This is a genomic window from Escherichia sp. E2586, assembly GCF_005781105.1.
Lineage (GTDB): Bacteria > Pseudomonadota > Gammaproteobacteria > Enterobacterales > Enterobacteriaceae > Escherichia.
Genome location: NZ_VATN01000023.1, coordinates 80,500 through 106,312, shown reverse-complemented (window position 1 = coordinate 106,312; position 25,813 = coordinate 80,500). Strand labels below are relative to the sequence as shown.

Genomic DNA, 25,813 nt, shown 5'->3' with positions numbered 1-25,813 from the left:
TGGTTGCGGGGGCCGGATTTGAACCGACGACCTTCGGGTTATGAGCCCGACGAGCTACCAGGCTGCTCCACCCCGCGTCACCGTACTGCTATTACTTCATCAAATTTTGATTGGTTGCGGGGGCCGGATTTGAACCGACGACCTTCGGGTTATGAGCCCGACGAGCTACCAGGCTGCTCCACCCCGCGTCCGTGGATGCGCACTATACTCCGCTCGCGTTTTCATGCAACCTTTTTTTTACTCTGATCACGGATTTGGCATGATTTTGAACAAAAACAAAGCATTGAAGTCTATTTTTTGTACAAAATTTGCATCAGGGAATACTACGGATTTCATTAAAGGCGACGGTTTGTTATCTTCATTAACGCCTTATTTTTTAACCTGAAGAAGAGAACAATGAAAGGACGTTGGGTAAAGTACCTTCTTATGGGCGCGGTTGTGACGATACTGGCCGCCTGCTCCTCCAAACCAACCGATCGCGGACAGCAATATAAAGACGGGAAATTTACCCAGCCTTTCTCTCTGGTGAACCAACCAGATGCTGTTGGCGCGCCGATTAACGCCGGTGATTTTGCCGAACAAATTAACCATATCCGCAACGCGTCGCCGCGTCTGTATGGCAACCAGAGTAGCGTTTATAACGCCGTGCAGGAGTGGCTGCGTGCAGGCGGTGATACCCGCAATATGCGCCAGTTCGGCATTGACGCCTGGCAGATGGAAGGTACGGATAATTACGGTAACGTACAGTTTACGGGCTATTACACGCCGGTGATTCAGGCGCGCCATACTCGTCAGGGCGAGTTCCAGTATCCTATTTATCGAATGCCGCCAAAACGTGGGCGTTTGCCGTCTCGCGCGGAGATCTACGCGGGAGCATTGAGCGATAAATACATCCTCGCTTACAGCAACTCTCTGATGGATAACTTCATTATGGATGTGCAGGGTAGTGGGTATATCGACTTTGGTGATGGCAGTCCGCTTAACTTCTTCAGCTATGCCGGAAAGAATGGTCATGCCTATCGCAGTATTGGCAAGGTGTTGATCGATCGTGGCGAAGTGAAAAAAGAAGATATGTCGATGCAGGCGATTCGTCACTGGGGTGAAACACACAGTGAAGCCGAAGTTCGCGAGCTGCTGGAACAGAACCCGTCTTTCGTCTTCTTTAAACCGCAGTCTTTTGCACCGGTGAAAGGGGCAAGTGCGGTGCCGCTGGTTGGTCGCGCTTCAGTTGCCTCCGATCGTTCCATTATCCCGCCAGGTACAACCTTGCTGGCAGAAGTGCCGCTGCTGGATAATAACGGCAAATTTAACGGTCAGTACGAACTGCGTTTGATGGTGGCGTTAGATGTCGGTGGTGCAATCAAAGGCCAACACTTCGATATCTACCAGGGGATTGGACCGGAAGCCGGACATCGCGCAGGTTGGTACAACCACTATGGACGTGTCTGGGTGCTGAAAACCGCCCCGGGCGCAGGTAACGTCTTTAGCGGCTGATGTGATATTCTGTATGCCGTTTTTACGGATAAGGCAGGGTGAGGGATAATCTCACCTCCTGATTGTTGACTAAGTGCGCGTTGTTCATGCCGGATGCGGCGTGAACGCCTTATCCGGCCTACAAATCATGCAAATTCAATATATTGCAGGAGTTATGTAGGCCTGATAAGCGTAGCGCATCAGGCATTTATGCGTTTAGGGTGAGGGATAACCTCGCCCTTTTTAATTCTGAGGTGCTATGTCTGTTGTAATTAGTGATGCATGGCGTCAGCGTTTTGGTGGCACAGCGCGTCTGTATGGTGAAAAAGCGTTGCAACTGTTCGCTGATGCGCATATTTGTGTGGTGGGTATCGGTGGTGTCGGTTCCTGGGCTGCGGAAGCGCTGGCGCGCACGGGGATTGGCGCAATCACGCTTATTGATATGGATGATGTGTGCGTCACCAATACCAATCGGCAAATTCATGCGCTGCGCGATAACGTCGGGCTGGCAAAAGCGGAAGTGATGGCGGAGCGCATTCGCCAGATTAACCCTGAGTGCCGTGTAACAGTAGTAGATGACTTCGTGACGCCGGATAACGTAGCGCAATACATGAGTGCAGGTTATTCGTATGTAATTGATGCCATTGATAGCGTGCGACCCAAAGCGGCGCTGATTGCTTATTGTCGGCGCAATAAAATTCCGCTAGTCACGACCGGTGGCGCTGGTGGGCAGATTGATCCGACGCAGATTCAGGTTACCGATCTGGCGAAGACGATTCAGGATCCGCTGGCGGCGAAGCTGCGCGAGCGCCTGAAAAGCGATTTCGGCGTGGTGAAAAACAGTAAAGGTAAGCTCGGCGTGGATTGCGTGTTCTCTACCGAAGCACTGGTGTACCCGCAGTCAGACGGCACGGTCTGTGCAATGAAAGCCACGGCGGAAGGGCCAAAGCGGATGGATTGCGCATCTGGATTTGGCGCCGCGACGATGGTAACCGCCACCTTTGGGTTTGTTGCGGTTTCTCATGCGCTAAAGAAGATGATGGCGAAAGCGGCGCGTCAGGGGTAAACATTAGGTCGGATGCGACGTCTGGTGTGTCTTATCCGACCAGAAACTGTGTAGCATCAAGCTTGCTTCGCCGCGGCGAGAATTGCCTCGCTTAACGCATTCAACCCCTGACTGCGAGAGGCGCTAAGTTGCGCACGCAATCCCAGCTCATCAAACAATGCCAGCGGCGACAGTGCTTGTAACTCGGCGGCAGTTTTGCCCTCAACGGCAGTCAGCAATACGGCCAGCAGACCGCGCACAATGCGCCCTTCGCTATCACCAAAGAAATGCATCCTGCCGTTTTCTGCGACGTTATATCCAAGCCAGACGCGGTTTTCACATCCGGCAATTTCTTTGGCCTGTGCTTTTAATTCGTCTGGCAACGCAGGAAGCTGTTTCCCCAACATAATCAGCTGGCGATATTTGTCTTCCCATTGCGTCAATGGCGCGAAAGTATCGCGTAACGTCTCTACGGTAACGGTTGTGCCGAACGGATGTCCGGCGAATTGCGGGTTCGTCATTAATCCACCAATAATTCCAGCGCGCGGTCAACGGCATTCACCAGCGCATCCACATCACTCTTTGTATTATATGGCGCAAAAGAGGCGCGCAGGGTGCCGGTTACGCCTAATTCTGCCAACAGCGGTTGAGCACAGTGTTGCCCGGCGCGCAGGGCAATACCATATTCCGCCAGTAGCGTCACCATATCGCTGTGATGAACACCCGCGAAATCAAAGGCCAGCAGGCTGGAGTCCTGACAGCGGAATGAACGAAAGCTTGGACGTTTTGCCAGAGCGTCTTCTGCAAGCGTCGCCAGGCTACGGCTCCAGCTTTCTGCCTGGTCGATATCATAATCAGCCAGCCATTCCAGCGCTGCGCTTAATCCTATGACACCAGCGACATTTGGCGTTCCGGCTTCCAGTTTCCACGGCGCGGATTGAGTAGTGAAGCCGTCAAAACTCACTTCGTGAATCATTTTGCCGCCACCCAGCCAGGGCGACATCGCTTCCAGCAGTTCTGGTTTGCCGTAAAGCACGCCGATACCCGTCGGGCCATACAGTTTGTGACCAGAGAAAGCATAGAAATCGATATCCAGTTGCTGAACATCGGCAGGGAAATGCACTGCGCCCTGAGCACCATCAACCATCACCACCATCCCGGCTGAATGAGCAAAGGTAATCGCTCGCGCCAGATCCGGGCAACCGCCAGTGACGTTCGACATCTGGCCCAACGCCAGAATTCGACTACGGGGAGTAATTAACTCCGGCAATAAATCGACATCCGGCAACCGCTGCGCATTAAGCGGCAGTTTCACTACTTTGGCTCCGGTTTGTTGGGCAACCATTAGCCAGGGAACGAGGTTAGCGTGATGCTCTGCCACGCTGACAATAATCTCATCGCCCGGTTGCAGACGCGGACGGGCATAGCATTGTGCCACCATGTTGATGGATTCGGTGGTGCCGCGCGTCCAGACGATAGTTTTATCATCCGGTGCATTTAGCAATTGCGCTACTTTTTCCCGTGCAGCTTCATAACGTGCGGTCAGGCGTTGGGCTTCGGCAAACTGGCTGCGATGGACGTTTCCGGCGCTCAGGCTATAGAACTGCCGGGTTGCTTCAACCACAGCTTCGGGTTTGAGTGCGGTCGCTGCACTATCGAGATAAACGCCCGCATCCTGTAGCGCGGGAAACTGGGCGCGAAATTGCGCGGGATTAAAAACGTTCATGAGACTCCTCGGCTTGATTCGCCGATCGTGACGCAAAATTCACTTTGAAACAAGGTGAGTGCTAACCATCGGAATCGTCTGGATATCCTGTCGAAGCCGCGTCAGTAACATATGCTGAATAGTGTTAGGCGTTAATTTTAGCCTGTTAATCAATATTATTAAGATTTAGTAATCGCTTTAAGGAGAAGAAGATGAAAAAGACTGCCGCCATTATCTCTGCCTGTATGCTAACTTTTGCCCTTAGCGCCTGCTCCGGTTCGAACTATGTGATGCACACCAACGACGGACGTACCATTGTATCTGATGGTAAACCGATGACGGATGATGAAACCGGTATGATTTCTTATAAAGACGCTAATGGCAACAAACAGCAGATCAACCGTACCGACGTGAAAGAGATGGTCGAACTGGATCAGTAATTCGCGATCGCAAGGTAAAAAAAAGCACCGCAATTAGGCGGTGCTACATTAATCACTATGGACAGACAGGGTAAATGTACAGGAAGTGAAAAAAGGTAGCTTTGCTACCATGGTCTGAATCGCAGACCAATTGCAAACACAACAACACAACATCACAACCGTAAGCCAAAAGTTCACCAGAACACGCATTCCGATAAAACTTTTCGTTCCGGCTCAGGAAGTGCCGCCACTATAGGTATTTGCTGGTAGAAGCTCAACGGACAATTTATAATGGCTCAGATTAAAAAAACTAATAGGTTACACAGTGTGATCTAATTGTTAAATTCATTTAACATCAAAGTTTAAAAGCCATGTCTAAACGATTACCACCGCTAAATGCCTTACGAGTTTTTGATGCCGCAGCCCGCCATTTAAGCTTCACGCGTGCAGCAGAAGAGCTTTTTGTGACCCAGGCCGCAGTAAGTCATCAAATCAAGTCCCTTGAGGATTTTTTGGGGCTAAAACTGTTCCGCCGCCGTAATCGTTCACTTCTATTGACCGAGGAAGGGCAAAGCTATTTTCTCGATATCAAAGAGATATTTTCGCAATTAACCGAAGCGACGCGTAAACTCCAGGCCCGTAGCGCCAAAGGGGCATTGACGGTTAGCTTACTCCCCAGTTTTGCCATCCACTGGCTGGTACCGCGACTTTCCAGCTTTAATTCAGCTTATCCGGGAATCGACGTTCGAATCCAGGCGGTCGACCGACAGGAAGATAAACTGGCGGATGATGTCGATGTGGCGATATTTTATGGCCGAGGCAACTGGCCGGGGCTGCGGGTGGAAAAGCTTTACGCCGAATACCTGTTGCCAGTGTGTTCGCCTTTACTATTAACCGGTGAGAAATCCTTGAAGACGCCGGAAGATCTGGCTAAACATACGTTATTACACGATGCATCCCGGCGAGACTGGCAGACATATACCCGCCAGTTGGGGCTGACTCATATTAACGTTCAGCAAGGGCCTATCTTCAGCCATAGCGCCATGGTGCTACAAGCCGCCATTCACGGGCAGGGGGTGGCGCTGGCAAATAACGTGATGGCGCAATCTGAAATCGAGGCCGGACGCCTTGTTTGCCCGTTTAATGACGTATTGGTCAGTAAAAATGCTTTTTATCTGGTATGTCATGACAGCCAGGCAGAACTGGGTAAAATAGCCGCCTTTCGCCAATGGATCCTGGCGAAAGCCGCTGCTGAACAAGAAAAATTCCGCTTTCGTTATGAACAATAATTTATGTAGGGTACGACCATGACCAGCCGTTTTATGCTGATTTTCGCCGCCATTAGCGGCTTCATTTTTGTCGCTCTGGGTGCTTTTGGTGCGCATGTTTTAAGTAAAACCATGGGCGCCGTTGAAATGGGCTGGATCCAGACCGGCCTCGAATACCAGGCATTTCATACGCTGGCAATTTTAGGTCTGGCGGTGGCAATGCAACGTCGCATCAGTATCTGGTTTTACTGGAGTAGCGTCTTTCTGGCGCTAGGTACGGTGCTGTTCAGCGGCAGCCTTTATTGCCTGGCGCTGTCTCATCTGCGTTTGTGGGCGTTTGTCACTCCGGTCGGCGGTGTGAGTTTTCTCGCGGGCTGGGCGTTAATGTTAGTTGGTGCTATCCGTTTAAAGCGCAAGGGCGTAAGTCATGAATAAAGTTGTATTGTTGTGCCGTCCGGGCTTTGAAAAAGAGTGCGCCGCAGAAATTACCGATAAAGCCGGGCAGCGGGAAATATTCGGTTTTGCCCGTGTAAAAGAGAATGCGGGTTATGTGATTTATGAATGTTATCAAGCGGAAGATGGCGATAAGTTAATCCGTGAACTGCCATTTAGTTCATTAATTTTTGCCCGCCAGTGGTTTGTGGTGGGGGAACTGCTCCAGCATTTGCCGCAGGAAGACCGCATTACGCCAATAGTTGGCATGTTGCAGGGGGTGGTAGAGAAGGGCGGCGAACTGCGTGTTGAAGTCGCGGACACCAACGAAAGTAAAGAGTTACTGAAATTCTGCCGCAAATTTACTGTACCGTTACGGGCTGCCTTGCGTGATGCGGGCGTCCTGGCGAGCTATGAAACGCCGAAGCGTCCAGTGGTGCATGTGTTCTTTATCGCGCCAGGCTGCTGTTATACCGGCTACTCCTACAGCAATAATAACTCGCCGTTCTATATGGGCATTCCGCGCCTGAAGTTTCCGGCAGATGCACCAAGTCGTTCCACACTCAAACTGGAAGAGGCATTTCATGTGTTTATTCCTGCGGATGAATGGGATGAACGCCTGGCGAACGGGATGTGGGCGGTGGATTTGGGCGCTTGCCCGGGCGGCTGGACCTACCAACTGGTGAAGCGCAACATGTGGGTTTACTCCGTTGATAACGGCCCGATGGCGCAAAGTCTGATGGATACCGGACAGGTGACGTGGCTGCGGGAAGATGGTTTTAAATTCCGCCCGACACGTAGCAATATCTCGTGGATGGTGTGTGACATGGTGGAAAAACCGGCGAAGGTCGCGGCTTTGATGGCGCAGTGGCTGGTTAATGGCTGGTGTCGTGAAACTATCTTCAACCTTAAATTGCCGATGAAAAAACGCTACGAAGAAGTGTCACACAATCTGGCGTACATTCAGGCACAGCTTGATGAACATGGCATTAACGCCCAGATCCAGGCGCGTCAGTTGTATCACGATCGCGAAGAAGTGACGGTGCATGTCCGTCGCATCTGGGCTGCGGTAGGTGGTCGTCGCGACGAGCGCTAATCGCTGACTCCGTGTGCCGGAAGCTATAACTGTCTGCTCCCGGCATTGGTTTATCAGCGTTTAAGTCTTAGCTGCTGTAAATTGCCGTCGATATGCAAATCAGTCTGTAAGCGGGCGATATCACGGCACAGGAACGCCATCTCTTTATGGGCTTCTAATTTCTTGCGCCACTTTTCGGCAACCACTTCCAGATTCTCATAGATCCCTTCCAGACTCTGAAACTCGACCAGCAACTGCGTGGCGCTTTTGGGCCCAATTCCCGCAACGCCTGGCACCTTTGAACTACTGATCCCCGCCAGCCCCCAGTAATCGGGCAATTGCTGCGGTTGAACGCCAAATTCTTTATCGATAAACGGTGCATCCAGCCAGCGTTTCTGGAAGTAATCGCGAATACGTAATGTAGGTGAAAGTAGCTGACAGTAGCCTTTATCTGTCGAAACGATGGTTGCCTGATGCCCCGCCTGGGTCACTTTGACCGCCAGCGTGGCGGCTAAGTCATCGGCTTCGTTGCCGCTGGCTGACCAGCACGGGACACCGCGTTGCTCAAAGGCTGCGCGTAACGCGGGCATCTCGTTGTGCAACTCTTCCGGCATTGGCGGGCGACCCGCTTTGTAATCTGGCAGGCGCTGATGACGCCAGCCGCTACTGCGGTTTTCATCATCAAAAACGGCGACGGCGTGGGTCGGCTGGCTGTGCATAATAAGTTGATCAAGGGCGTGCTGACAGGTTTCCACGCAGGGTGAACCCTGCACGGCATGAATGCGACGAATAAGATTCAGTGCATCGACAATAAGCAAATGAACAGCCACGATAACCCCCTTAAAGATCAGGCGATAAGGGTAACATTCGATGCCGGAACAGGCTACGGCTGGATGAGAAAACAGGAAGAAGGCTCGCAAAACGAGATCTGATATTGATGACAACGCCAAATTGCCTGATGCGCTGCGCTTATCATGCCTACAAAAGAATCGCAATCTATTGAATTTGCGCTGTTTTATAGGTCGGATAAGGTGTTTACGCCGCATCCGACATAAACAACAGGTACATTCTCAACAATGTGAGGCCTCGCAAAACGAGGCCTCTGGAGAGCGATTAATCGCAGGCAACGATCTTCATTGCCAGGCCGCCGCGAGAGGTTTCGCGGTACTTGGCGTTCATGTCTTTACCTGTTTCGTACATGGTTTCGATAACTTTATCGAGGCAGACGCGCGGTTCGCTGGTACGGCGCAGTGCCATACGCGCGGCGTTCACCGCTTTCACTGCCGCAATGGCGTTACGCTCAATGCACGGTACCTGAACCTGTCCAGCAACCGGGTCACACGTCAGGCCGAGGTTATGCTCCATAGCGATTTCCGCCGCGATGCACACCTGCGCCGGGCTTGCGCCTAACAGTTCTGCCAGACCCGCCGCCGCCATTGAGCACGCCACGCCAACTTCACCCTGGCAACCCACTTCGGCACCAGAAATCGACGCGTTCATCTTATAAAGAGAACCAATGGCGCTGGCTACCAGCAGGTAACGAGCCAGAGAGTTAGCGTTCACTTCACGGATAAACTTGTCGTAGTACGCCAGCACTGCCGGGATAATCCCGCATGCACCGTTAGTCGGCGCAGTCACCACACGACCGCCCGCAGCGTTCTCTTCGTTCACTGCCAGTGCGAACATGTTGATCCAGTCAACAACCGCCATCGGGTCAGTGGTGGTTTTATCCTGGCTGACCAGCATCCGGCGCAGTGCCGCGGCGCGACGTGGAACACGCAGTTTGCCCGGCAGCACACCTTCGGTGGAAATACCGCGTTCAATACCGCCACGCATCACTTCCCAGACGTTCGCCAGGTGCTGTTCCAGCTCTTCTTTGCTGTGCAGCGCCAGCTCGTTTTTCATCATCAGACCAGAGAGTGACAGCCCGGTTTCCTGGCAATGTTTTTGCAGGTCGGCTGCTGAACTGTAAGGATACGGAACTTCAACCGGTGCGCTATCCTGCTGGCCAAAATGCTCTTCATCAACGATAAAGCCACCGCCGATGGAGTAATACGTCTGGCTGTAAACAACTTTATCGCCCGCCAGCGCGGTAATGCGCATGCCGTTCTCATGCAGAGAAAGGTTATCGGCATGGAAGTTCATGCATTCATCAACTGGAAACTCGACTTCGTGCTGACCGTTTGCCAGCATCAGGCGACCGTGAGTATTCACATCCTGAATAAAACCAGGGATAGAATCGATATCCACGGTATCCGGCAGATTCCCTGCCAGGCCCATAATAATGGCGATATCAGTGTGGTGCCCTTTGCCGGTCAGAGAGAGCGAACCATAGACGTCAACCACCACGCGGGTCACGTCTTTAAGCAGGTTACGGGCAATCAGATCGTCGGTAAATTGTTTACCCGCTTTCATTGGTCCAACGGTATGAGAACTGGAAGGGCCAATGCCGATTTTGAAAATATCGAATACGCTAATCATAGAAAATACATCGCGTTAAAACGGAGGAAGCGCCGCCCGAAAGCGGCGCGAAAGGACTTAGCTGAACAGAGAGTAGAAGATTGCGGAGATTGCAATCAGACCCATCACGACAACGAATACGTTGCTGATGTGACCGCTGTATTTACGCATTGCCGGTACTTTCTGAATGGCGTACATCGGCATCAGGAACAGGATCATCGCGATGATTGGGCCGCCCAGGGTTTCAATCATACCCAGGATGCTCGGGTTCAGGGTGGCAACAATCCAGGTCGTTACCAGCATGAACAGCGCAGTGATACGGTTCAGCTTGTTGATTTCGATAGACTTACCTTTACCACGCAGTGATTTGATCACCATACCGTTGAAGCCTTCACGTGCGCCCAGGTAGTGGCCCAGGAAGGATTTGGTGATAGCGATAATCGCGATAATCGGAGCCATCCACGCGATGATCGGCGCGTTAAAGTGGTTAGCCAGGTAAGACAGAATCGAGATGTTCTGCTCTTTAGCCGCAGCCAAGTCTGCCGGAGTCAGGCTCAGTACACAGCTGAATACGAAGAACATTACGGTCAGCACCATCATGATGTGAGCGAATGCCAGGATCTTCGAGCATTTCTGTTCTGCCATATCGCCGTACTCTTCACGCTTCGCAACGGCGAAAGAAGAGATGATCGGAGAGTGGTTGAACGAGAACACCATTACCGGAATTGCCAGCCACAGGGTCATCCACAGACCGTTTCCGGTTGCCGATGCAGTGTCCAGAGACAGAGTTTCCAGTGCTGCGCCGTTCCACTGCGGGATCAGGTACAGAGCCAGCAGCATCAGTACGCCAACAAACGGGAATACCAGAATACTCATCGCTTTAACGATCATCTGCTCACCGAAGCGAACGATGGTCATCATACCCACGATCAGGATCAGTGACAGAATCGCACGCGGCGGTGGCGTCATACCCAACTGGTGAGACATGAAGCTTTCAACCGTGTTGGTGATTGCCACGCTGTAAACCAGCAGAATCGGGTAGATAGCGAAGAAGTAAAGCAGGGTAATCAGTTTACCTGCGCCAATACCAAAGTGTTCTTCTACTACCTCGGTGATGTCTTCGCCTGGGTTTTTGCCAGACAGCACGAAGCGAGTCAGGCCACGATGCGCAAAGTACGTCATCGGGAACGCAAGGATAGCCATGATGATCAGCGGGATCATACCGCCAACACCGGCGTTGATTGGCAGGAACAGCACGCCCGCGCCGATCGCCGTGCCGTAAAGGCCCAGCATCCACATGGTATCTGTCTTGCGCCAGGCACTGCGAGAGTCTTTCGACGCAATCGTGCTGGTTTGAGTCGTTTCCATCTATTTCTCCTGGAGGAATGCAAATAATTCAGCTTTTAGCCAGTTCAGCCCGGGAAGGTGCCTGGCCGTAAAAATGAAATCTGTCTATCGGCGATGGCTTAATCATTTTCCGCCGTAATAATTTGAGGGCGGAAAGATACACACAAGTTATGTATCTATCAGTGATCTTGATCTCAAATACAATAATCTACTTGGAAGATAGATAATCCCAATGCTTTACTCTGTAAATCAAAAGTAAAAGAGAATTTAAGGGCAATATTTGGCAGATTAACGACATCTGGCCTCTTCCGGGGCGCGCAATATATGTAGGTTGAACTGCAAAAATCAATACTTTTAGTTAATGATTGCAAGATTTTCTTTTTTGCGGAGATAAAATGCGGTCTTCAAATTAAGGGAAACGTTTGCGTTGCAACATAAATTGTATGACATATTACAGGTGGTGATATTAATGACATGATGACGCGCTTAAACATTCATATAACAAATGAAATAGATTGATTAGTGAGCGACCAAAAAAGAGAAAAAACCGGCAACAAACGTTACCGGGGAAGGGAGGATTAGGTGCAGATTTCGTAGCAAGGGATGTAGGCAGAGCCTGGTAACTTCATACGATGTTGGGCAACAAACCCCTGAAGCAGGTCGTCCATACGGCGCATGATCTCTTTATCACCGTTGATTTTGTATGGCCCAAACTCTTCAATGGCGCGAATGCCGACTTCTTTTACGTTACCGGCTACAATGCCAGAAAATGCACGACGCAGGTCGGCAGCCAGCACTTCAACGGGCTGATCCGGGTAAAGCTTCAGATTAGCCATATTCTCGTGAGACGGCTCAAACGGCATTTGCAAATCTGGCGTAATGCGCATTGACCAGTTAAAGCTGTAGGCATCGCCCGTATCGCGACGGTTTTCTTTCACCTGCGCCATCGCTTTTTTCATCTGACGGGCTACTTCTGCAGCGTCATCAATGATGATGCGATAATGGCGGCGCGCGTTTTCTCCCAACGTATGCACGACAAACTCGTCCAGTACGCGGAAGTAATCAGCACTCTCTTTCGGGCCGGTGAGGATCAATGGCAAGACCTGATCTTTGTTGGCCGGATTCATTAAAATTCCCAGCAAATACAGTAGCTCTTCCGCTGTACCCACACCGCCAGGGAAGATAATGATGCCGTGGGCGATACGGACAAACGCTTCCAGACGTTTTTCGATATCCGGCATGATGATCAGTTCGTTAACCAGCGGGTTAGGCGGTTCAGCGGCGATAATTGATGGTTCAGTCATACCAATAAAACGGCTGTCTTTGTAACGCTGTTGGGCGTGTCCAACCGCTGCGCCTTTCATCGGCGCTTCCATCGCGCCTGGACCACAGCCAGTGCAAATATTTAACTCACGCAGCCCCAACTGATTACCAACGCGACGGGCATACAAATACTCGTTTTCGTTGATGGAGTGACCGCCCCAGCACACCACCATATTGGGCGCTTCGCCCACGTGCAGCGCGCGAGCATTGCGCAAGATAGAAAAGACCAGGTTGGTAATATGAACAGAGTTGTCGAGATTCAGATTTGGAAAACGAACGGTGTTATGGATTTGCCCATAGACGAAGAGAATGTCGCGCAGAACGGCAAACAAGTTGGCCTGCAAGGAGCGAATGATACGCCCATCGACAAAAGCTTCTTCCGGGGGATTGATCAGTTCTAACTTAACGCCGCGTTCACGGCGTAGCACGTTAATGTCGAAATTCTCAAAACGGGACAGCAATTCTTTGCTGTTATCGGTGAGGCTACCGGAGTTCAGAACAGCGAGTGAACAGTTGCGAAATAGTTGATAGAGGTCGCTGCTGGCGGTGCGTTTAAGCATGTCCACTTCCAACTGCGACAACATATCCATGGAGCCAAGAGGGCTAATATGTGTAATCAAGAAAAACTCCTTATGGGACGATTATCGTCATTCCCTTTGATTACAATAGCCCTGCCTGATGACCTTTCACAACCTTATGCGTGAATCCAGCCCGCAAAATTGAGAAAAATTTTATTGCCGTGCCAGACGGGTTGTCGATGGGACAAAATCACAGTTACTGCGCCATGGGTTAATGTCCAGACCGCCACGACGGGTATAACGTGCGTAAACGCTTAATTTCTCTGGCTGGCAGAAGCGTAACAGGTCATTAAAAATGCGCTCTACGCACTGTTCATGGAACTCGTTATGATGACGGAAAGAAACCAGATAACGCAGCAGTTTTTCCCTGTCAATCTTGCGTCCACGATACTGAATCTGGATAGATCCCCAGTCTGGTTGATGAGTAATCAGGCAGTTTGATTTCAGCAGGTGGCTAACGAGTGTTTCTTCCACCACTTTCTCGCCGCTGATGGCATTCTCAAGATAGTCAGTGGTGAATTCATAGTTATCGATAGCGATATCCTGGTCATCAATGCAGGTGCCATTGAAATGCCCCACCGGCTGACCTTCCAGTTCATCAAGACGATATAACGCCACGCTAACGTTACCCTGGGCGCAAGTGCTTAAGTCGCGCTCCAGCGTCTGGCGCACTTCATCCCAATTGTTAAAGCGTGTCTGGTTAAAGCTGTTGAGATAGAGCTTAAAACTCTTCGACTCAATGAGATTTACGCTGGTGTAATCAAGTTCAACATGACCCACGGCAACCTGCGGCAAACCTTTCGCATTCAGCCAGGAAAGTTCATATAGCGTCCAGATATCCGTACCGTGAAAAGGCAGATTATCTGCTTTCAGGCCCAGCGGATCGCGATTCAAACTACGTGGAACGCCTTGTAGCAGGCTGGCGTCATAGGTATCCCGGTAATCGGTTGATTTTCCAAGAGTCAGGCCCGCAAGTGCCTGATGGTTTGCATAAGAAGACATGTTTCACCGTCATAAACCAGATAAACTAAACGACAAGTGTATCTGGTTTAAGTGAAGAGAGAAATTAGTGGACGAATTGACCGCACAAGCCTTGAGAGATTTTACCACGCGTTACTGTGATGCATGGCACGAACAGCACAATAGTTGGCCGTTAAGCGAGGAGCTGTATGGCATTCCTTCACCGTGCATTATTTCAACCACTAATGATGCTGTGTTCTGGCAACCGCAGCCGTTTAGCGATGAGCAAAATGTAAACGCGGTTGAGCGTGCGTTTGATATTGTGATACAACCCGCAATTCATACCTTCTATACGACCCAGTTTGCCGGGGATATGCATGCGCAGTTTGGCGATATCAAACTGACATTACTGCAAACCTGGAGCGAAGATGACTTCCGCCGGGTGCAGGAAAACCTGATTGGACATCTGGTTACCCAGAAACGTCTGAAACTGCCCCCCACGTTATTTATCGCCACACTGGAAGAGGAGCTGGAAGTGATTTCGGTATGTAATCTCTCTGGCGAAGTAAGCAAAGAGACGCTGGGGACGCGGAATCGTATGCATTTAGCCTCAAATCTTGCGGAATTCCTTACGCAGCTTAAGCCTCTTCTGTAATCCAAATACCCCGTCTGGTTGTGAGAGATCTCTTACAGACCCTGTAGGAGATCGCCAGGAAGTAAGTGAATACTTAAAAAGATAAGAATCGATATTTCTATTTTAAATCAACGTATTGAAGAAAGATTCTTAACTTTCATATGAAATTTTCCTTAAGGCATTGTCTGTAAGCGCCTTGTAAGACTCAGCGAAAAAGACGATTCTATCTTCGTCGACAGGGAGTCAGACAACGAAGTGAACATCAGGATGATGACACTTCTAAAGGACACGCCAGGATGGTGCTTCAGGGAAAGGCTTCTGGATGAAGCGAAGAGGAAAACGCTGGATGCGTTAAAGGACACCTCCAGGACGGAGAATGAGAACCGGTTAGGATGATTCGGTGGGTCAGGATGGCCAGGGACACTTCAGGATGAAGTATCACATCGGGGTGGTGTGAGCAGGAAGCATTAGTTCAGGATGAACGATTGGTCGCAAGACCACAGGAAAAGTTGTCAAGGATGAGCAGGGAGCAACAAAAGTAGCTGGAATGCTGCGAAACGAACCGGGAGCACTGTTAATACAGTGCTCCCTTTTTTTATTCCTGCTATCCTTCGCGGCAGTTTTTTCTTCTTGAGGTTGTTTTATGACCACTCATGACCGCGTTCGTCTTCAGTTGCAGGCGCTTGAAACATTACTGCGTGAACATCAGCACTGGCGGAGCGATGAACCGCAGCCGCATCAATTCAACAGTACCCAACCTTTCTTTATGGATACGATGGAGCCACTGGAATGGTTGCAATGGGTACTGATCCCGCGAATGCACGATCTCTTAGATAATAATCAGCCATTGCCAGGGGCTTTCGCCGTGGCGCCGTATTATGAAATGGCGCTGGCGACGGACCACCCCCAGCGCGCGCTTATTCTGGCGGAGCTGGAAAAACTGGATGCGCTTTTTGCGGATGATACAAACTGATGCTGGAAATACTCTACCAGGATGAATGGCTGGTTGCGGTTAACAAACCGTCTGGCTGGCTGGTTCACCGCAGCTGGCTGGATCGTGACGAAAAAGTGGTGGTCATGCAAACCGTACGTGACCAGATTGGTCAGCACGTGTTTACCGCGCATCGGCTGGACCGACCGACTTCCGGCGTATTGCTGATGGGATTATCCAGCGAGGCCGGACGGCTGTTAGCGCAACAGTTTGAACAGCACCAAATCCAGAAACGTTACCATGCGATTGTGCGTGGCTGGCTGATGGAAGAAGCGGTGCTGGATTATCCGCTGGTGGAAGAACTGGATAAAATCGCCGATAAGTATGCCCGCGAAGATAAAGGCCCGCAGCCAGCAGTGACGCATTATCGCGGTCTGGCGACGGTTGAAATGCCAGTCGCGACCGGGCGTTACCCGACGACACGCTACGGTCTGGTGGAACTGGAGCCGAAAACCGGACGCAAACATCAGCTTCGTCGCCATCTCGCCCATTTGCGCCATCCGATTATTGGCGACAGCAAACATGGCGATTTGCGCCAGAATCGCAGCGCGGCTGAACATTTTGGCCTCCAGCGGTTAATGTTGCACGCCAGTAAGTTGTCATTGACGCATCCTTTTACTGGCGAGCCGCTGACTATCCACGCCGGTCTGGACGACACCTGGATGCAGGCATTATCACAATTTGGCTGGCGCGGTCTGCTTCCTGAAAATGAAAGGGTTGAGTTCAGCGCGCCATCGGGTCAGGATGATGAGATAAGTTCCTAACCCAGGGAGAAAACGGTATGGCGGAAATTGGTATTTTTGTAGGCACCATGTACGGGAATTCACTGCTAGTGGCCGAAGAAGCGGAAGCGATTCTGACCGCACAGGGCCACAAAGCAACGGTGTTTGAAGACCCAGAATTAAGCGACTGGTTACCCTATCAGGACAAGTATGTTCTGGTAGTTACGTCCACCACCGGGCAGGGCGACCTTCCTGACAGCATTGTGCCGCTCTTTCTGGGCATAAAGGATAACCTCGGTTTCCAGCCGAACCTGCGTTACGGCGTGATTGCGCTCGGCGACAGTAGTTATGTGAATTTCTGCAACGGTGGCAAACAGTTTGATGCTTTGTTACAGGAACAGAGCGCGCAGCGGGTAGGGGAAATGCTGCTGATCGATGCCAGTGAAACCCCGGAACCAGAAACGGAATCCAATCCGTGGGTTGAGCAGTGGGGGACGCTGTTGCCCTGATTTGTTCAGCGATCGGCAAAATACCGTTTTAGCGGTGCTGAATCGAGTCTTTTCAGGCAAATGCCTGTAAAAACTGCTTCTTAGCGCGGATTTTTACTGGCGTTTGCCTGGAGTCAAGCGATCCATTTCATACTCTTCTTTATTTCTCCGATTTAACCCTTCCTTTCTTGTTCTTGTTTTCATTTCCGTGAAGTGGATTCCACCGTCCAGGGCTAATGCCAAAATCGAGCCTCATTGAACGCATTAATGTTGTGTTGTTGCACGGTGAGCCGCTATGGCGCGCTTTTTATACTGCTATTGCCAGATATAAAACACGCGCCGCATTCGGCGAACGACCTATAAAAACGGCAAAAACACCCTACGTCACCTCTGATTTCCTGGCGATGTCGCAGTCCAGAGTGAGCGTGGCTAACGCGAATTTTCAGGAGTGCAACAATGAGTTCTTTAAGTCAGGCTGCGAGCAGTGTGGAAAAACGCACGAATGCTCGTTACTGGATAGTGGTGATGCTGTTTATCGTCACATCTTTCAACTACGGCGATCGCGCTACGCTCTCGATCGCCGGTTCGGAAATGGCCAAAGATATCGGTCTTGATCCAGTGGGTATGGGCTATGTGTTCTCTGCTTTCTCATGGGCTTATGTTATTGGGCAGATCCCTGGCGGCTGGTTGCTGGATCGCTTTGGTTCAAAACGCGTCTACTTCTGGTCAATCTTTATCTGGTCGATGTTCACCTTGCTGCAAGGTTTCGTCGATATCTTTAGTGGATTCGGCATTATCGTTGCCTTGTTTACTCTCCGCTTCCTGGTAGGGCTTGCCGAAGCACCTTCTTTTCCCGGCAACAGCCGAATCGTGGCAGCCTGGTTCCCGGCGCAGGAAAGGGGAACGGCGGTGTCGATTTTTAACTCCGCCCAATACTTTGCAACGGTGATCTTCGCGCCGATTATGGGCTGGCTGACTCATGAAGTGGGTTGGTCACACGTCTTCTTCTTTATGGGCGGTCTGGGCATTGTCATCAGTTTTTTCTGGCTGAAAGTCATCCACGAGCCAAATCAACATCCGGGCGTAAATCAGAAAGAGCTGGAGTACATCGCCGCTGGCGGCGCGCTGATCAATATGGATCAGCAAAACACCAAAGTTAAAGTGCCGTTCAGCGTGAAGTGGGGGCAGATCAAACAGCTGCTCGGTTCGCGGATGATGATCGGTGTTTATATCGGTCAGTATTGTATCAACGCCCTGACTTACTTCTTTATTACCTGGTTCCCGGTTTATCTGGTGCAGGCGCGCGGGATGTCGATTCTGAAAGCGGGCTTTGTGGCTTCCGTTCCTGCTGTTTGCGGTTTTATCGGCGGCGTGCTGGGGGGGATTATTTCCGACTGGCTGATGCGCCGCACGGGCTCGCTGAACATTGCGCGTAAAACACCGATCGTGATGGGCATGTTGCTGTCGATGGTGATGGTGTTCTGTAACTACGTCGATGTTGAGTGGATGATCATCGGTTTCATGGCGTTGGCCTTCTTCGGTAAAGGCATCGGGGCGCTGGGCTGGGCGGTAATGGCAGATACTGCGCCGAAAGAGATTAGCGGTCTTTCCGGCGGCCTGTTCAATATGTTCGGTAACATTTCCGGTATCGTCACGCCAATCGCAATTGGTTATATCGTTGGCACGACTGGCTCCTTTAATGGGGCGCTGATTTATGTCGGGGTTCATGCCTTAATTGCGGTGCTGAGCTACCTGGTGCTGGTGGGCGATATTAAACGTATTGAGCTGAAACCTGTCGCGGGGCAATAAGATGACGACACAATCCAGTCCAGTCATTACTGATATGAAAGTCATTCCGGTCGCCGGACATGACAGCATGTTGCTCAATATTGGTGGTGCACATAACGCATATTTCACCCGCAACATTGTGGTACTCACCGATAATGCCGGACATACCGGCATTGGTGAAGCACCGGGCGGAGAGGTGATTTATCAAACGCTTGTCGATGCTATTCCGATAGTTCTGGGCCAGGAAGTCGCGCGACTGAATAAAGTGGTCCAGCAGGTGCATAAAGGTAATCAGGTCGCCGATTTTGATACCTTCGGCAAAGGTGCCTGGACCTTTGAATTGCGCGTTAACGCCGTGGCGGCGCTGGAAGCCGCTTTGCTTGACCTGTTAGGTAAGGCGCTGAATGTTCCGGTCTGTGAACTGCTTGGCCCAGGTAAGCAACGCGATGCTATTACCGTCCTCGGTTATCTGTTTTATATCGGTGATCGGACTAAAACCGATCTTGCTTATCTGGAAAGTACACCAGGTAACCATGAGTGGTATCAGTTGCGTCACCAGAAAGCGATGAACAGCGAAGCCGTTGTGCGTCTGGCGGAGGCTTCACAGGATCGCTATGGCTTTAAAGATTTCAAACTCAAAGGTGGCGTATTACCTGGCGAGCAAGAAATCGACACCGTTCGTGCATTGAAGAAACGCTTCCCTGATGCGCGGATTACCGTTGATCCCAACGGTGCCTGGCTACTTGATGAAGCCATTTCTCTATGCAAAGGGCTGAATGATGTTCTTACCTATGCTGAAGATCCATGCGGCGCAGAACAAGGCTTCTCCGGCCGTGAAGTGATGGCGGAGTTTCGGCGGGCGACCGGCTTGCCCGTCGCGACCAACATGATCGCCACCAACTGGCGTGAAATGGGTCATGCGGTGATGCTCAATGCGGTAGATATTCCACTTGCCGATCCGCACTTCTGGACGCTTTCCGGTGCAGTCCGCGTGGCACAGCTTTGCGACGACTGGGGGCTGACCTGGGGCTGTCATTCCAACAACCACTTCGATATCTCTCTGGCGATGTTTACCCATGTGGGCGCGGCGGCACCGGGTAATCCCACCGCTATCGATACCCACTGGATTTGGCAGGAGGGCGATTGTCGCCTGACCAAAAATCCGCTGGAGATTAAAAACGGAAAAATTGCCGTTCCTGATGCGCCCGGCCTGGGCGTGGAACTGGACTGGGAACAGGTACAAAAGGCGCACGAAGCCTATAAACGTCTGCCTGGCGGCGCGCGTAACGACGCGGGTCCGATGCAGTACCTGATCCCCGGCTGGACCTTTGACCGTAAACGTCCCGTTTTCGGCCGTCATTGATTTTGAATAAGGATATAAATATGAATTCTCAATTTACGACGCCTGTTGTTACTGAAATGCAGGTCATCCCGGTGGCGGGTCATGACAGTATGCTGATGAATCTGAGTGGCGCACACGCACCGTTCTTCACGCGTAATATTGTGATCATCAAAGATAATTCTGGTCACACCGGCGTAGGGGAAATTCCCGGCGGCGAGAAAATCCGTAAAACGCTGGAAGATGCGATTCCGCTGGTGGTAGGTAAAACGCTGGGTGAATATAAAAACGTTCTGACGCTGGTGCGTAATACTTTTGCCGATCGTGATTCTGGCGGGCGCGGTTTACAGACTTTTGACCTGCGTACCACTATCCATGTAGTTACCGGGATAGAAGCGGCAATGCTGGATCTGCTTGGGCAACACCTTGGGGTTAACGTGGCATCCCTGCTGGGCGATGGTCAACAGCGTAGCGAAGTCGAAATGCTGGGTTATCTGTTCTTTGTCGGCAATCGCAAAGCCACACCGTTACCGTATCAAAGCCAGCCGGATGACAAATGCGACTGGTATCGTCTTCGTCACGAAGAAGCGATGACGCCGGATGCGGTGGTGCGCCTGGCGGAAGCGGCGTATGAAAAATATGGCTTCAACGATTTCAAACTGAAGGGCGGTGTACTGGCCGGGGAAGATGAAGCCGAATCTATTGTGGCACTGGCGCAACGCTTCCCGCAGGCACGTATTACGCTCGATCCTAACGGTGCCTGGTCGCTGAACGAAGCGATTAAAATTGGTAAATACCTGAAAGGTTCGCTGGCTTATGCAGAAGATCCATGTGGTGCGGAGCAAGGTTTCTCCGGGCGTGAAGTGATGGCAGAGTTCCGTCGCGCGACTGGTCTGCCGACTGCAACCAATATGATCGCCACCGACTGGCGGCAGATGGGCCATACGCTCTCCCTGCAATCTGTTGATATCCCGCTGGCGGACCCGCATTTCTGGACGATGCAGGGCTCGGTACGTGTGGCGCAAATGTGCCATGAATTTGGCCTGACCTGGGGTTCACACTCTAACAACCACTTCGATATTTCCCTGGCGATGTTTACCCATGTTGCCGCAGCTGCACCGGGTAAAATCACCGCGATTGATACGCACTGGATCTGGCAGGAAGGTAATCAGCGCCTGACTAAAGAGCCTTTTGAGATCAAAGGCGGTTTGGTACAAGTGCCGGAAAAACCGGGTCTGGGTGTAGAAATCGATATGGATCAGGTGATGAAAGCCCACGAGCTGTATCAGAAATACGGGCTTGGCGCGCGTGATGATGCGATGGGGATGCAGTACCTGATTCCTGGCTGGACGTTCGATAACAAGCGTCCGTGCATGGTGCGTTAAGACAGAAAACAAAAACCGGCTCTGTCAGGAGCCGGTTTGAGACTGATGCCAAACACAAAATTGCCTGATGCGCTACGCTTATCAGGCCCACATGCTTTTTTAATTCATTGAATTTGAATGGTTTCGTAGGCCGGTAAGGCGTTTTCGCCGCATCCGGCATAAACACAGGCACCTTGTCACCAGTCTGAAACCGGCTTCATAAGAAGCCGATTTTTACTCGATAAAATATTTATTACCCAAGAATTTTACTGGCTTCGCGTGCCACATTATCCATCTCGTCCAACAATTCCAGTAGCTCCGGCTCCAAATCTTCTTCTTTAGTACCGCTTCGTAGCTGTTGTTCGATAAGTTGACAGAGATTCTTCATACGCGGCACACCGCTATAGCCGCAACTGCCATGCAGTTTATGAATCAAATCAACCAGACCTTCCGGATTTTCCCCAACCAGTTGTTCCTCAACTTTGTTGCGAACTTCTGGCAGGAAATCGAGCAACATTTGCAGCATATCGCGCGCCAGATCGGTTTTGCCAGCGGCCTGGCGTAGCGCCAGTTGCCAGTCCAGAGTCGCATTCTGGTTCACCACAATTTCGTTCACTTCTGGCGTCACAACGCGGGAAGAAATGCCGCTGCCGGGTTTGTAGCGCAGCAGCAAATTATGCAATCGCTCTTCTTCTATCGGTTTCGCCAGATAATCGCTCATCCCCGCGCCAAGTAATTTCTCTTTTTGCCCAGCCATTGCATGTGCAGTCACCGCGATGACTGGCGTTTGTTGCTGGTGCGGAAGCTGGTGGATAAGTTCGCATGCACGAATGCCGTCCATGTCCGGCATTTGAATATCCATTAAGATTAAATCGAACGGCATCTGTTTTGCTCGTTCAACCGCCTGATGCCCGCTATCGCACAACTCCACATGCTGAACCATGTCCTCCAGCAATGCGCCGATAAGTTTCAGGTTGGCGGGATTATCATCAACAGCCATAACCGTCATTACCAGCTTACTTTCGTCGGTGACAGGCAACAGCGTATTTTGTGTTTGATGGCAAAACTCGGTCAGTACAGGTAACAGACGTGTAGGCGTCAGGGGTTTCAGCAGACACGCGCCGATACCATCTTGCTTGAGTTTTTCGGCATTGACCTGTGCATGGCACGGAAGGGCGAGCATCAGAAAATCGGTCATCGACACCGCTTTCGCTAACCGCTCATGTTGCATCGTTAGCGGTTCGCGGAAAGTCACCGCAATCCCTAACAACATCATGTCGTAATGCGCGGGAGGGAGTGCCGAGAAGCTTGGGCTGTAGACCACCTCAAGCGGTGTTTCGCTTAAAATATCCAGCGTGCACTGCGCGGCTGCCGAGTTCGGTTCGACATAAGCCAGGCGTTTGCCTGTGAGGCATTGGGTGGATGGTCCTTCAATAATAATATTCGGGTTCAGATCGAGATTAATATGGAACCAGAAGGTTGAGCCACGATTCGGCTGGCTATGGAACGAGATATCTCCGCCCATCTCATTAACCAGTTTTTGCGTAATTACCAGCCCCAGCCCGGTGCCGCCATGACGGCGTGAAATACTGGCATCTGCCTGCCTGAAAGCCTGGAACAGGCGCGATTGATCGCGTTCAGGAATACCAATACCGGTATCGCGGATCTGCACTTCAATCTGAACTTTGGTATTACTCAGCGCTCGTTTTTCCACCAGAATATCGATGTTGCCATTCTCGGTGAATTTAATCGCATTCCCTACCAGGTTAGTGATGATTTGCTGTAAACGCAGCGGATCGCCTATCACGTTATCTGGCACGTCGCTCTTAATATTGAGCGTCAATTCCAGCCCTTTATCGTGAGAAGAATGCGCCAGAAGAGTAACCACTTCATCCAGCGTGCTGCGCAGCGGGAACGGAATACTTTCCAGAATCAGCTTGCCCGCTTCCAGTTTCGAGAAGTCGAGAACATCATTAATAATTGCCAGCAAATTATTTGCCGAGCGTTCAATCGTGTTCAGGTGATCGCGCTGCGTTGGCGTTAATTCTGTTTTCAGCGTCAGGCGGGTAAAGCCAATAACCCCATTCAGCGGTGTACGCAGCTCATGTGACATGTTCGCCAGAAACTCGGACTTAATACGCGCCGCTTCCTGGGCGCGCTTTTTCGCCAGGTCCAACTCAACGTTCTGAATTTCCATCTGCTCCAGCGTTTCACGCAGATCGGACGTCGCCTGGTCGATATTGTGCTGCATCTCTTCGTGATAAGCCGCCAGAGACATTGCCATCGAGTTGATGCCGTTTTTCAGCATATCCAACTCGCCGAGCATAAATCCTTCCACCCGGCTGTCGAGTTGTCCTCGGCGGATGCGGTCGACAGTATTCACCATGTTGCGAATCGGGCCGGTTACATCGCGCATGAGTCGCCAGCCAAAAATAAGCGCAATACCAATACAGAACAGCATCATCACGCTGGAAATAAAAATCTCTTTATATTGCTGTAAGCGCACCGATTTAAGGTCCAGCTCAAGGGCAATATACCCCAGCATATTCTGACTATTTTTGGCATCGCTAATGGGCGATTCGTCGGGAGAATAACTCTCGGAGATAATCGGCGTACGCAAAATCATAATATCGCCATCACGTGTGACAGTGAGCTGGCGCGGAAATGGCACGTTACTACCGAGCTGCATTGCTGAAGGGTCGAGATGAAAATTGGAGGTGACAAAGAGTCGGTTATTTTCATCGTAAACTGAAATGGCGCGAACAATATCAGAATGGCGACGATGCAAAACGCTTATCAACTGACCGATAGATTCGCGATTTTGCAGGCTCATGCCATATTCAGTAGAAACTGCAAGCGGCTCAATAATGCTGGCACCGGCATCTTCCAGTTGACGCTGCAAGTCGTTATATCGATGCACGACGAAAAAGATACTGAGCAATAAACCAATAAGGACGGTCGGCGCCAGGATCAGAATCATCATGCGTGCGCGCAGGCTGTAGTTGGTCATGGAGTTCCGTTATGGGACAATTAAGGTCACACTGTTAAATTGAGAAAGTCTCGCCAATGGCGCAATTCTACTCTGCAAAACGACGCGTGACGACGCGTCAGATCATAACCGTTTCAGTCAACGACCTCGACTCTTTTGGTCAGGGCGTGGCACGACATAACGGAAAAGCGTTATTTATCCCCGGGCTATTGCCGCAGGAAGACGCGGAAGTTACTGTTACTGAAGATAAAAAACAGTATTCCCGCGCTAAAGTCGTGCGCAGGCTAAGCGACAGCCCGGAACGCGAAACGCCACGCTGCCCTCATTTTGGCGTATGCGGCGGCTGTCAGCAACAACACGCCAGCATCGAACTACAGCAGCGAAGCAAAAGTGCGGCGCTCGCCCGGTTAATGAAGCACGACGTCTCTGAAGTGATCGCCGATGTTCCCTGGGGGTACCGTCGCCGCGCGCGCTTAAGCCTGAACTATCAGCCGAAAACACAACAATTACAGATGGGATTTCGCAAAGCGGGTTCCAGTGACATTGTCGATGTTAAGCAATGCCCCATTTTAGCGCCCCAACTTGAAGCATTGCTGCCCAAAGTCAGGGCATGCCTGACCAGCTTACAAGCCACGCGCCATCTTGGTCACGTTGAACTGGTGCAGGCAACCAGCGGCACGCTGATGATTTTACGCCATACCGCACCGCTAAGTTCGGCTGATCGTGAAAAACTGGAACGCTTTTCGCATTCTGAAGGCCTGGATCTGTTTCTCGCTCCCGATAGTGAGATACTCGAAACCGTCTCTGGCGAGATGCCCTGGTATGACTCAAATGGGTTGCGTTTAACTTTTAGCCCGCGTGATTTTATTCAGGTCAACGCGGGTGTGAACCAGAAAATGGTGGCTCGCGCGCTGGAGTGGTTGGATGTGCAGGCTGAAGACAGCGTGCTTGATCTGTTCTGCGGTATGGGCAATTTCACACTGCCATTAGCGACACGAGCGGCTAGCGTGGTAGGGGTAGAAGGTGTTGCGGCGCTGGTGGAGAAAGGTCAGGAAAATGCGCGACTTAATGGTTTACAAAATGTGACGTTTTATCATGAAAATCTTGAAGATGATGTCACAAAGCAACCGTGGGCTAAAAACGGCTTTGACAAAGTGTTGCTGGACCCGGCGCGAACAGGTGCTGCTGGCGTCATGCAGCAAATTATAAAACTGGAACCCATTCGTATAGTTTATGTATCCTGTAACCCTGCGACGCTGGCTCGGGATAGCGAGGCGTTATTAAAAGCAGGATATACCATTGCGCGACTGGCGATGCTGGATATGTTCCCACACACGGGGCATCTGGAATCGATGGTGCTTTTTTCGCGCGTTAAATAGTTACGATTTGCTGATTTCGGCAGGTCAGGTCCCT

22 protein-coding genes and 2 tRNA genes are annotated in these 25,813 nt (G+C 51.1%); 14 read left to right on the top strand and 10 right to left on the bottom strand.

The window, feature by feature from the left end; translation table 11 throughout:
• Positions 1-77: transfer RNA gene (locus FEK50_RS20950), tRNA-Met, on the bottom strand.
• A gap of 34 nt (positions 78-111) precedes the next feature.
• A tRNA-Met gene (locus FEK50_RS20945) sits at positions 112-188 on the bottom strand.
• A gap of 208 nt (positions 189-396) precedes the next feature.
• Between FEK50_RS20945 and mltA the strand changes: the two genes are divergently transcribed.
• The gene (mltA, locus tag FEK50_RS20940; RefSeq protein WP_130259363.1) at positions 397-1,494 is read left to right on the top strand and encodes a murein transglycosylase A; all 1,098 of its coding nucleotides are present in this window, start codon (positions 397-399) and stop codon (positions 1,492-1,494) included.
• 238 nt (positions 1,495-1,732) lie between these two features.
• Positions 1,733-2,539 (top strand): tRNA cyclic N6-threonylcarbamoyladenosine(37) synthase TcdA, encoded by an 807-nt coding sequence (tcdA, locus tag FEK50_RS20935; RefSeq protein ID WP_000117724.1) that lies wholly within the window; start codon positions 1,733-1,735, stop codon positions 2,537-2,539.
• 56 nt (positions 2,540-2,595) lie between these two features.
• Here the strand turns inward: tcdA and csdE are convergent, their stop codons facing one another.
• The gene (gene csdE, locus FEK50_RS20930) at positions 2,596-3,039 is read right to left on the bottom strand and encodes a cysteine desulfurase sulfur acceptor subunit CsdE (protein WP_131162401.1); all 444 of its coding nucleotides are present in this window, start codon (positions 3,037-3,039) and stop codon (positions 2,596-2,598) included.
• Positions 3,039-4,244, bottom strand: a complete 1,206-nt coding sequence (gene csdA / locus FEK50_RS20925) for a cysteine desulfurase CsdA (protein WP_131162400.1) — start codon at positions 4,242-4,244, stop codon at positions 3,039-3,041. The genes csdE and csdA overlap by 1 nt, the downstream gene beginning before the upstream one ends.
• Before the next feature lie 191 nt (positions 4,245-4,435).
• Between csdA and FEK50_RS20920 the strand changes: the two genes are divergently transcribed.
• The 4 genes from FEK50_RS20920 (at position 4,436) to rlmM (ending at position 7,438) form a co-directional block, all read left to right on the top strand.
• Complete coding sequence (locus FEK50_RS20920; protein ID WP_130207708.1) at positions 4,436-4,663, top strand: YgdI/YgdR family lipoprotein; 228 nt, start codon at positions 4,436-4,438, stop codon at positions 4,661-4,663.
• A gap of 350 nt (positions 4,664-5,013) precedes the next feature.
• Positions 5,014-5,931: a glycine cleavage system transcriptional regulator GcvA gene (gene gcvA / locus FEK50_RS20915; RefSeq protein ID WP_130207706.1), complete on the top strand. Its 918-nt coding sequence runs from the start codon at positions 5,014-5,016 to the stop codon at positions 5,929-5,931.
• An 18-nt stretch (positions 5,932-5,949) separates the two neighbouring features.
• Positions 5,950-6,345, top strand: a complete 396-nt coding sequence (locus FEK50_RS20910) for a DUF423 domain-containing protein (RefSeq protein WP_000203905.1) — start codon at positions 5,950-5,952, stop codon at positions 6,343-6,345.
• Positions 6,338-7,438 carry a 23S rRNA (cytidine(2498)-2'-O)-methyltransferase RlmM gene (gene rlmM, locus FEK50_RS20905; RefSeq protein WP_130214557.1) on the top strand — a complete coding sequence of 367 codons (1,101 nt, stop codon included), beginning with the start codon at positions 6,338-6,340 and terminating at the stop codon, positions 7,436-7,438. Before FEK50_RS20910 ends, rlmM begins: the two co-directional genes overlap by 8 nt.
• Positions 7,439-7,491: 53 nt before the next feature.
• Here the strand turns inward: rlmM and xni are convergent, their stop codons facing one another.
• The 5 genes from xni to queF form a co-directional block, all read right to left on the bottom strand.
• The gene (gene xni, locus FEK50_RS20900; RefSeq protein WP_130207702.1) at positions 7,492-8,247 is read right to left on the bottom strand and encodes a flap endonuclease Xni; all 756 of its coding nucleotides are present in this window, start codon (positions 8,245-8,247) and stop codon (positions 7,492-7,494) included.
• Between the two features lie 283 nt (positions 8,248-8,530).
• Positions 8,531-9,898, bottom strand: a complete 1,368-nt coding sequence (gene sdaB / locus FEK50_RS20895; protein WP_130207700.1) for an L-serine ammonia-lyase II — start codon at positions 9,896-9,898, stop codon at positions 8,531-8,533.
• Positions 9,899-9,955: 57 nt separating this feature from the next.
• Entirely contained in the window at positions 9,956-11,245 is a 1,290-nt protein-coding gene (gene sdaC, locus FEK50_RS20890; RefSeq protein WP_064528228.1) for an HAAAP family serine/threonine permease SdaC, read from the bottom strand.
• A gap of 557 nt (positions 11,246-11,802) precedes the next feature.
• Positions 11,803-13,167 (bottom strand): nucleotide 5'-monophosphate nucleosidase PpnN, encoded by a 1,365-nt coding sequence (gene ppnN / locus FEK50_RS20885; RefSeq protein ID WP_130207698.1) that lies wholly within the window; start codon positions 13,165-13,167, stop codon positions 11,803-11,805.
• A gap of 111 nt (positions 13,168-13,278) precedes the next feature.
• On the bottom strand, positions 13,279-14,127 hold the full coding sequence (gene queF / locus FEK50_RS20880) for an NADPH-dependent 7-cyano-7-deazaguanine reductase QueF (RefSeq protein ID WP_131162399.1): 849 nt from the start codon (positions 14,125-14,127) through the stop codon (positions 13,279-13,281).
• A gap of 67 nt (positions 14,128-14,194) precedes the next feature.
• On the opposite strand from queF, the gene syd reads away from it, so the two are divergent.
• The 7 genes from syd (at position 14,195) to gudD (ending at position 21,432) form a co-directional block, all read left to right on the top strand.
• Positions 14,195-14,740 carry a SecY-interacting protein gene (gene syd / locus FEK50_RS20875; RefSeq protein ID WP_131162398.1) on the top strand — a complete coding sequence of 182 codons (546 nt, stop codon included), beginning with the start codon at positions 14,195-14,197 and terminating at the stop codon, positions 14,738-14,740.
• 622 nt (positions 14,741-15,362) lie between these two features.
• Entirely contained in the window at positions 15,363-15,692 is a 330-nt protein-coding gene (locus tag FEK50_RS20870) for a YqcC family protein (RefSeq protein ID WP_130207692.1), read from the top strand.
• A complete protein-coding gene (gene truC / locus FEK50_RS20865) occupies positions 15,692-16,474 on the top strand; it encodes a tRNA pseudouridine(65) synthase TruC (RefSeq protein WP_130214547.1) in 783 nt (260 codons plus the stop codon). Before FEK50_RS20870 ends, truC begins: the two co-directional genes overlap by 1 nt.
• A gap of 17 nt (positions 16,475-16,491) precedes the next feature.
• Complete coding sequence (locus tag FEK50_RS20860; RefSeq protein ID WP_130207688.1) at positions 16,492-16,941, top strand: flavodoxin; 450 nt, start codon at positions 16,492-16,494, stop codon at positions 16,939-16,941.
• Between the two features lie 435 nt (positions 16,942-17,376).
• Positions 17,377-18,729 (top strand): galactarate/glucarate/glycerate transporter GudP, encoded by a 1,353-nt coding sequence (gudP, locus tag FEK50_RS20855; protein WP_135407692.1) that lies wholly within the window; start codon positions 17,377-17,379, stop codon positions 18,727-18,729.
• 1 nt (position 18,730) lies between these two features.
• On the top strand, positions 18,731-20,071 hold the full coding sequence (locus FEK50_RS20850) for an enolase C-terminal domain-like protein (protein ID WP_131162396.1): 1,341 nt from the start codon (positions 18,731-18,733) through the stop codon (positions 20,069-20,071).
• A 20-nt stretch (positions 20,072-20,091) separates the two neighbouring features.
• Positions 20,092-21,432, top strand: coding sequence for a glucarate dehydratase (gene gudD / locus FEK50_RS20845; RefSeq protein ID WP_130259346.1), 1,341 nt, complete (start codon positions 20,092-20,094; stop codon positions 21,430-21,432).
• A gap of 232 nt (positions 21,433-21,664) precedes the next feature.
• On the opposite strand, the gene barA is transcribed toward gudD, so the two are convergent.
• Positions 21,665-24,421, bottom strand: a complete 2,757-nt coding sequence (gene barA / locus FEK50_RS20840; protein ID WP_130207684.1) for a two-component sensor histidine kinase BarA — start codon at positions 24,419-24,421, stop codon at positions 21,665-21,667.
• A 56-nt stretch (positions 24,422-24,477) separates the two neighbouring features.
• On the opposite strand from barA, the gene rlmD reads away from it, so the two are divergent.
• Positions 24,478-25,779, top strand: coding sequence for a 23S rRNA (uracil(1939)-C(5))-methyltransferase RlmD (gene rlmD, locus FEK50_RS20835; protein WP_131162395.1), 1,302 nt, complete (start codon positions 24,478-24,480; stop codon positions 25,777-25,779).
• Positions 25,780-25,813 lie beyond the last annotated feature (34 nt).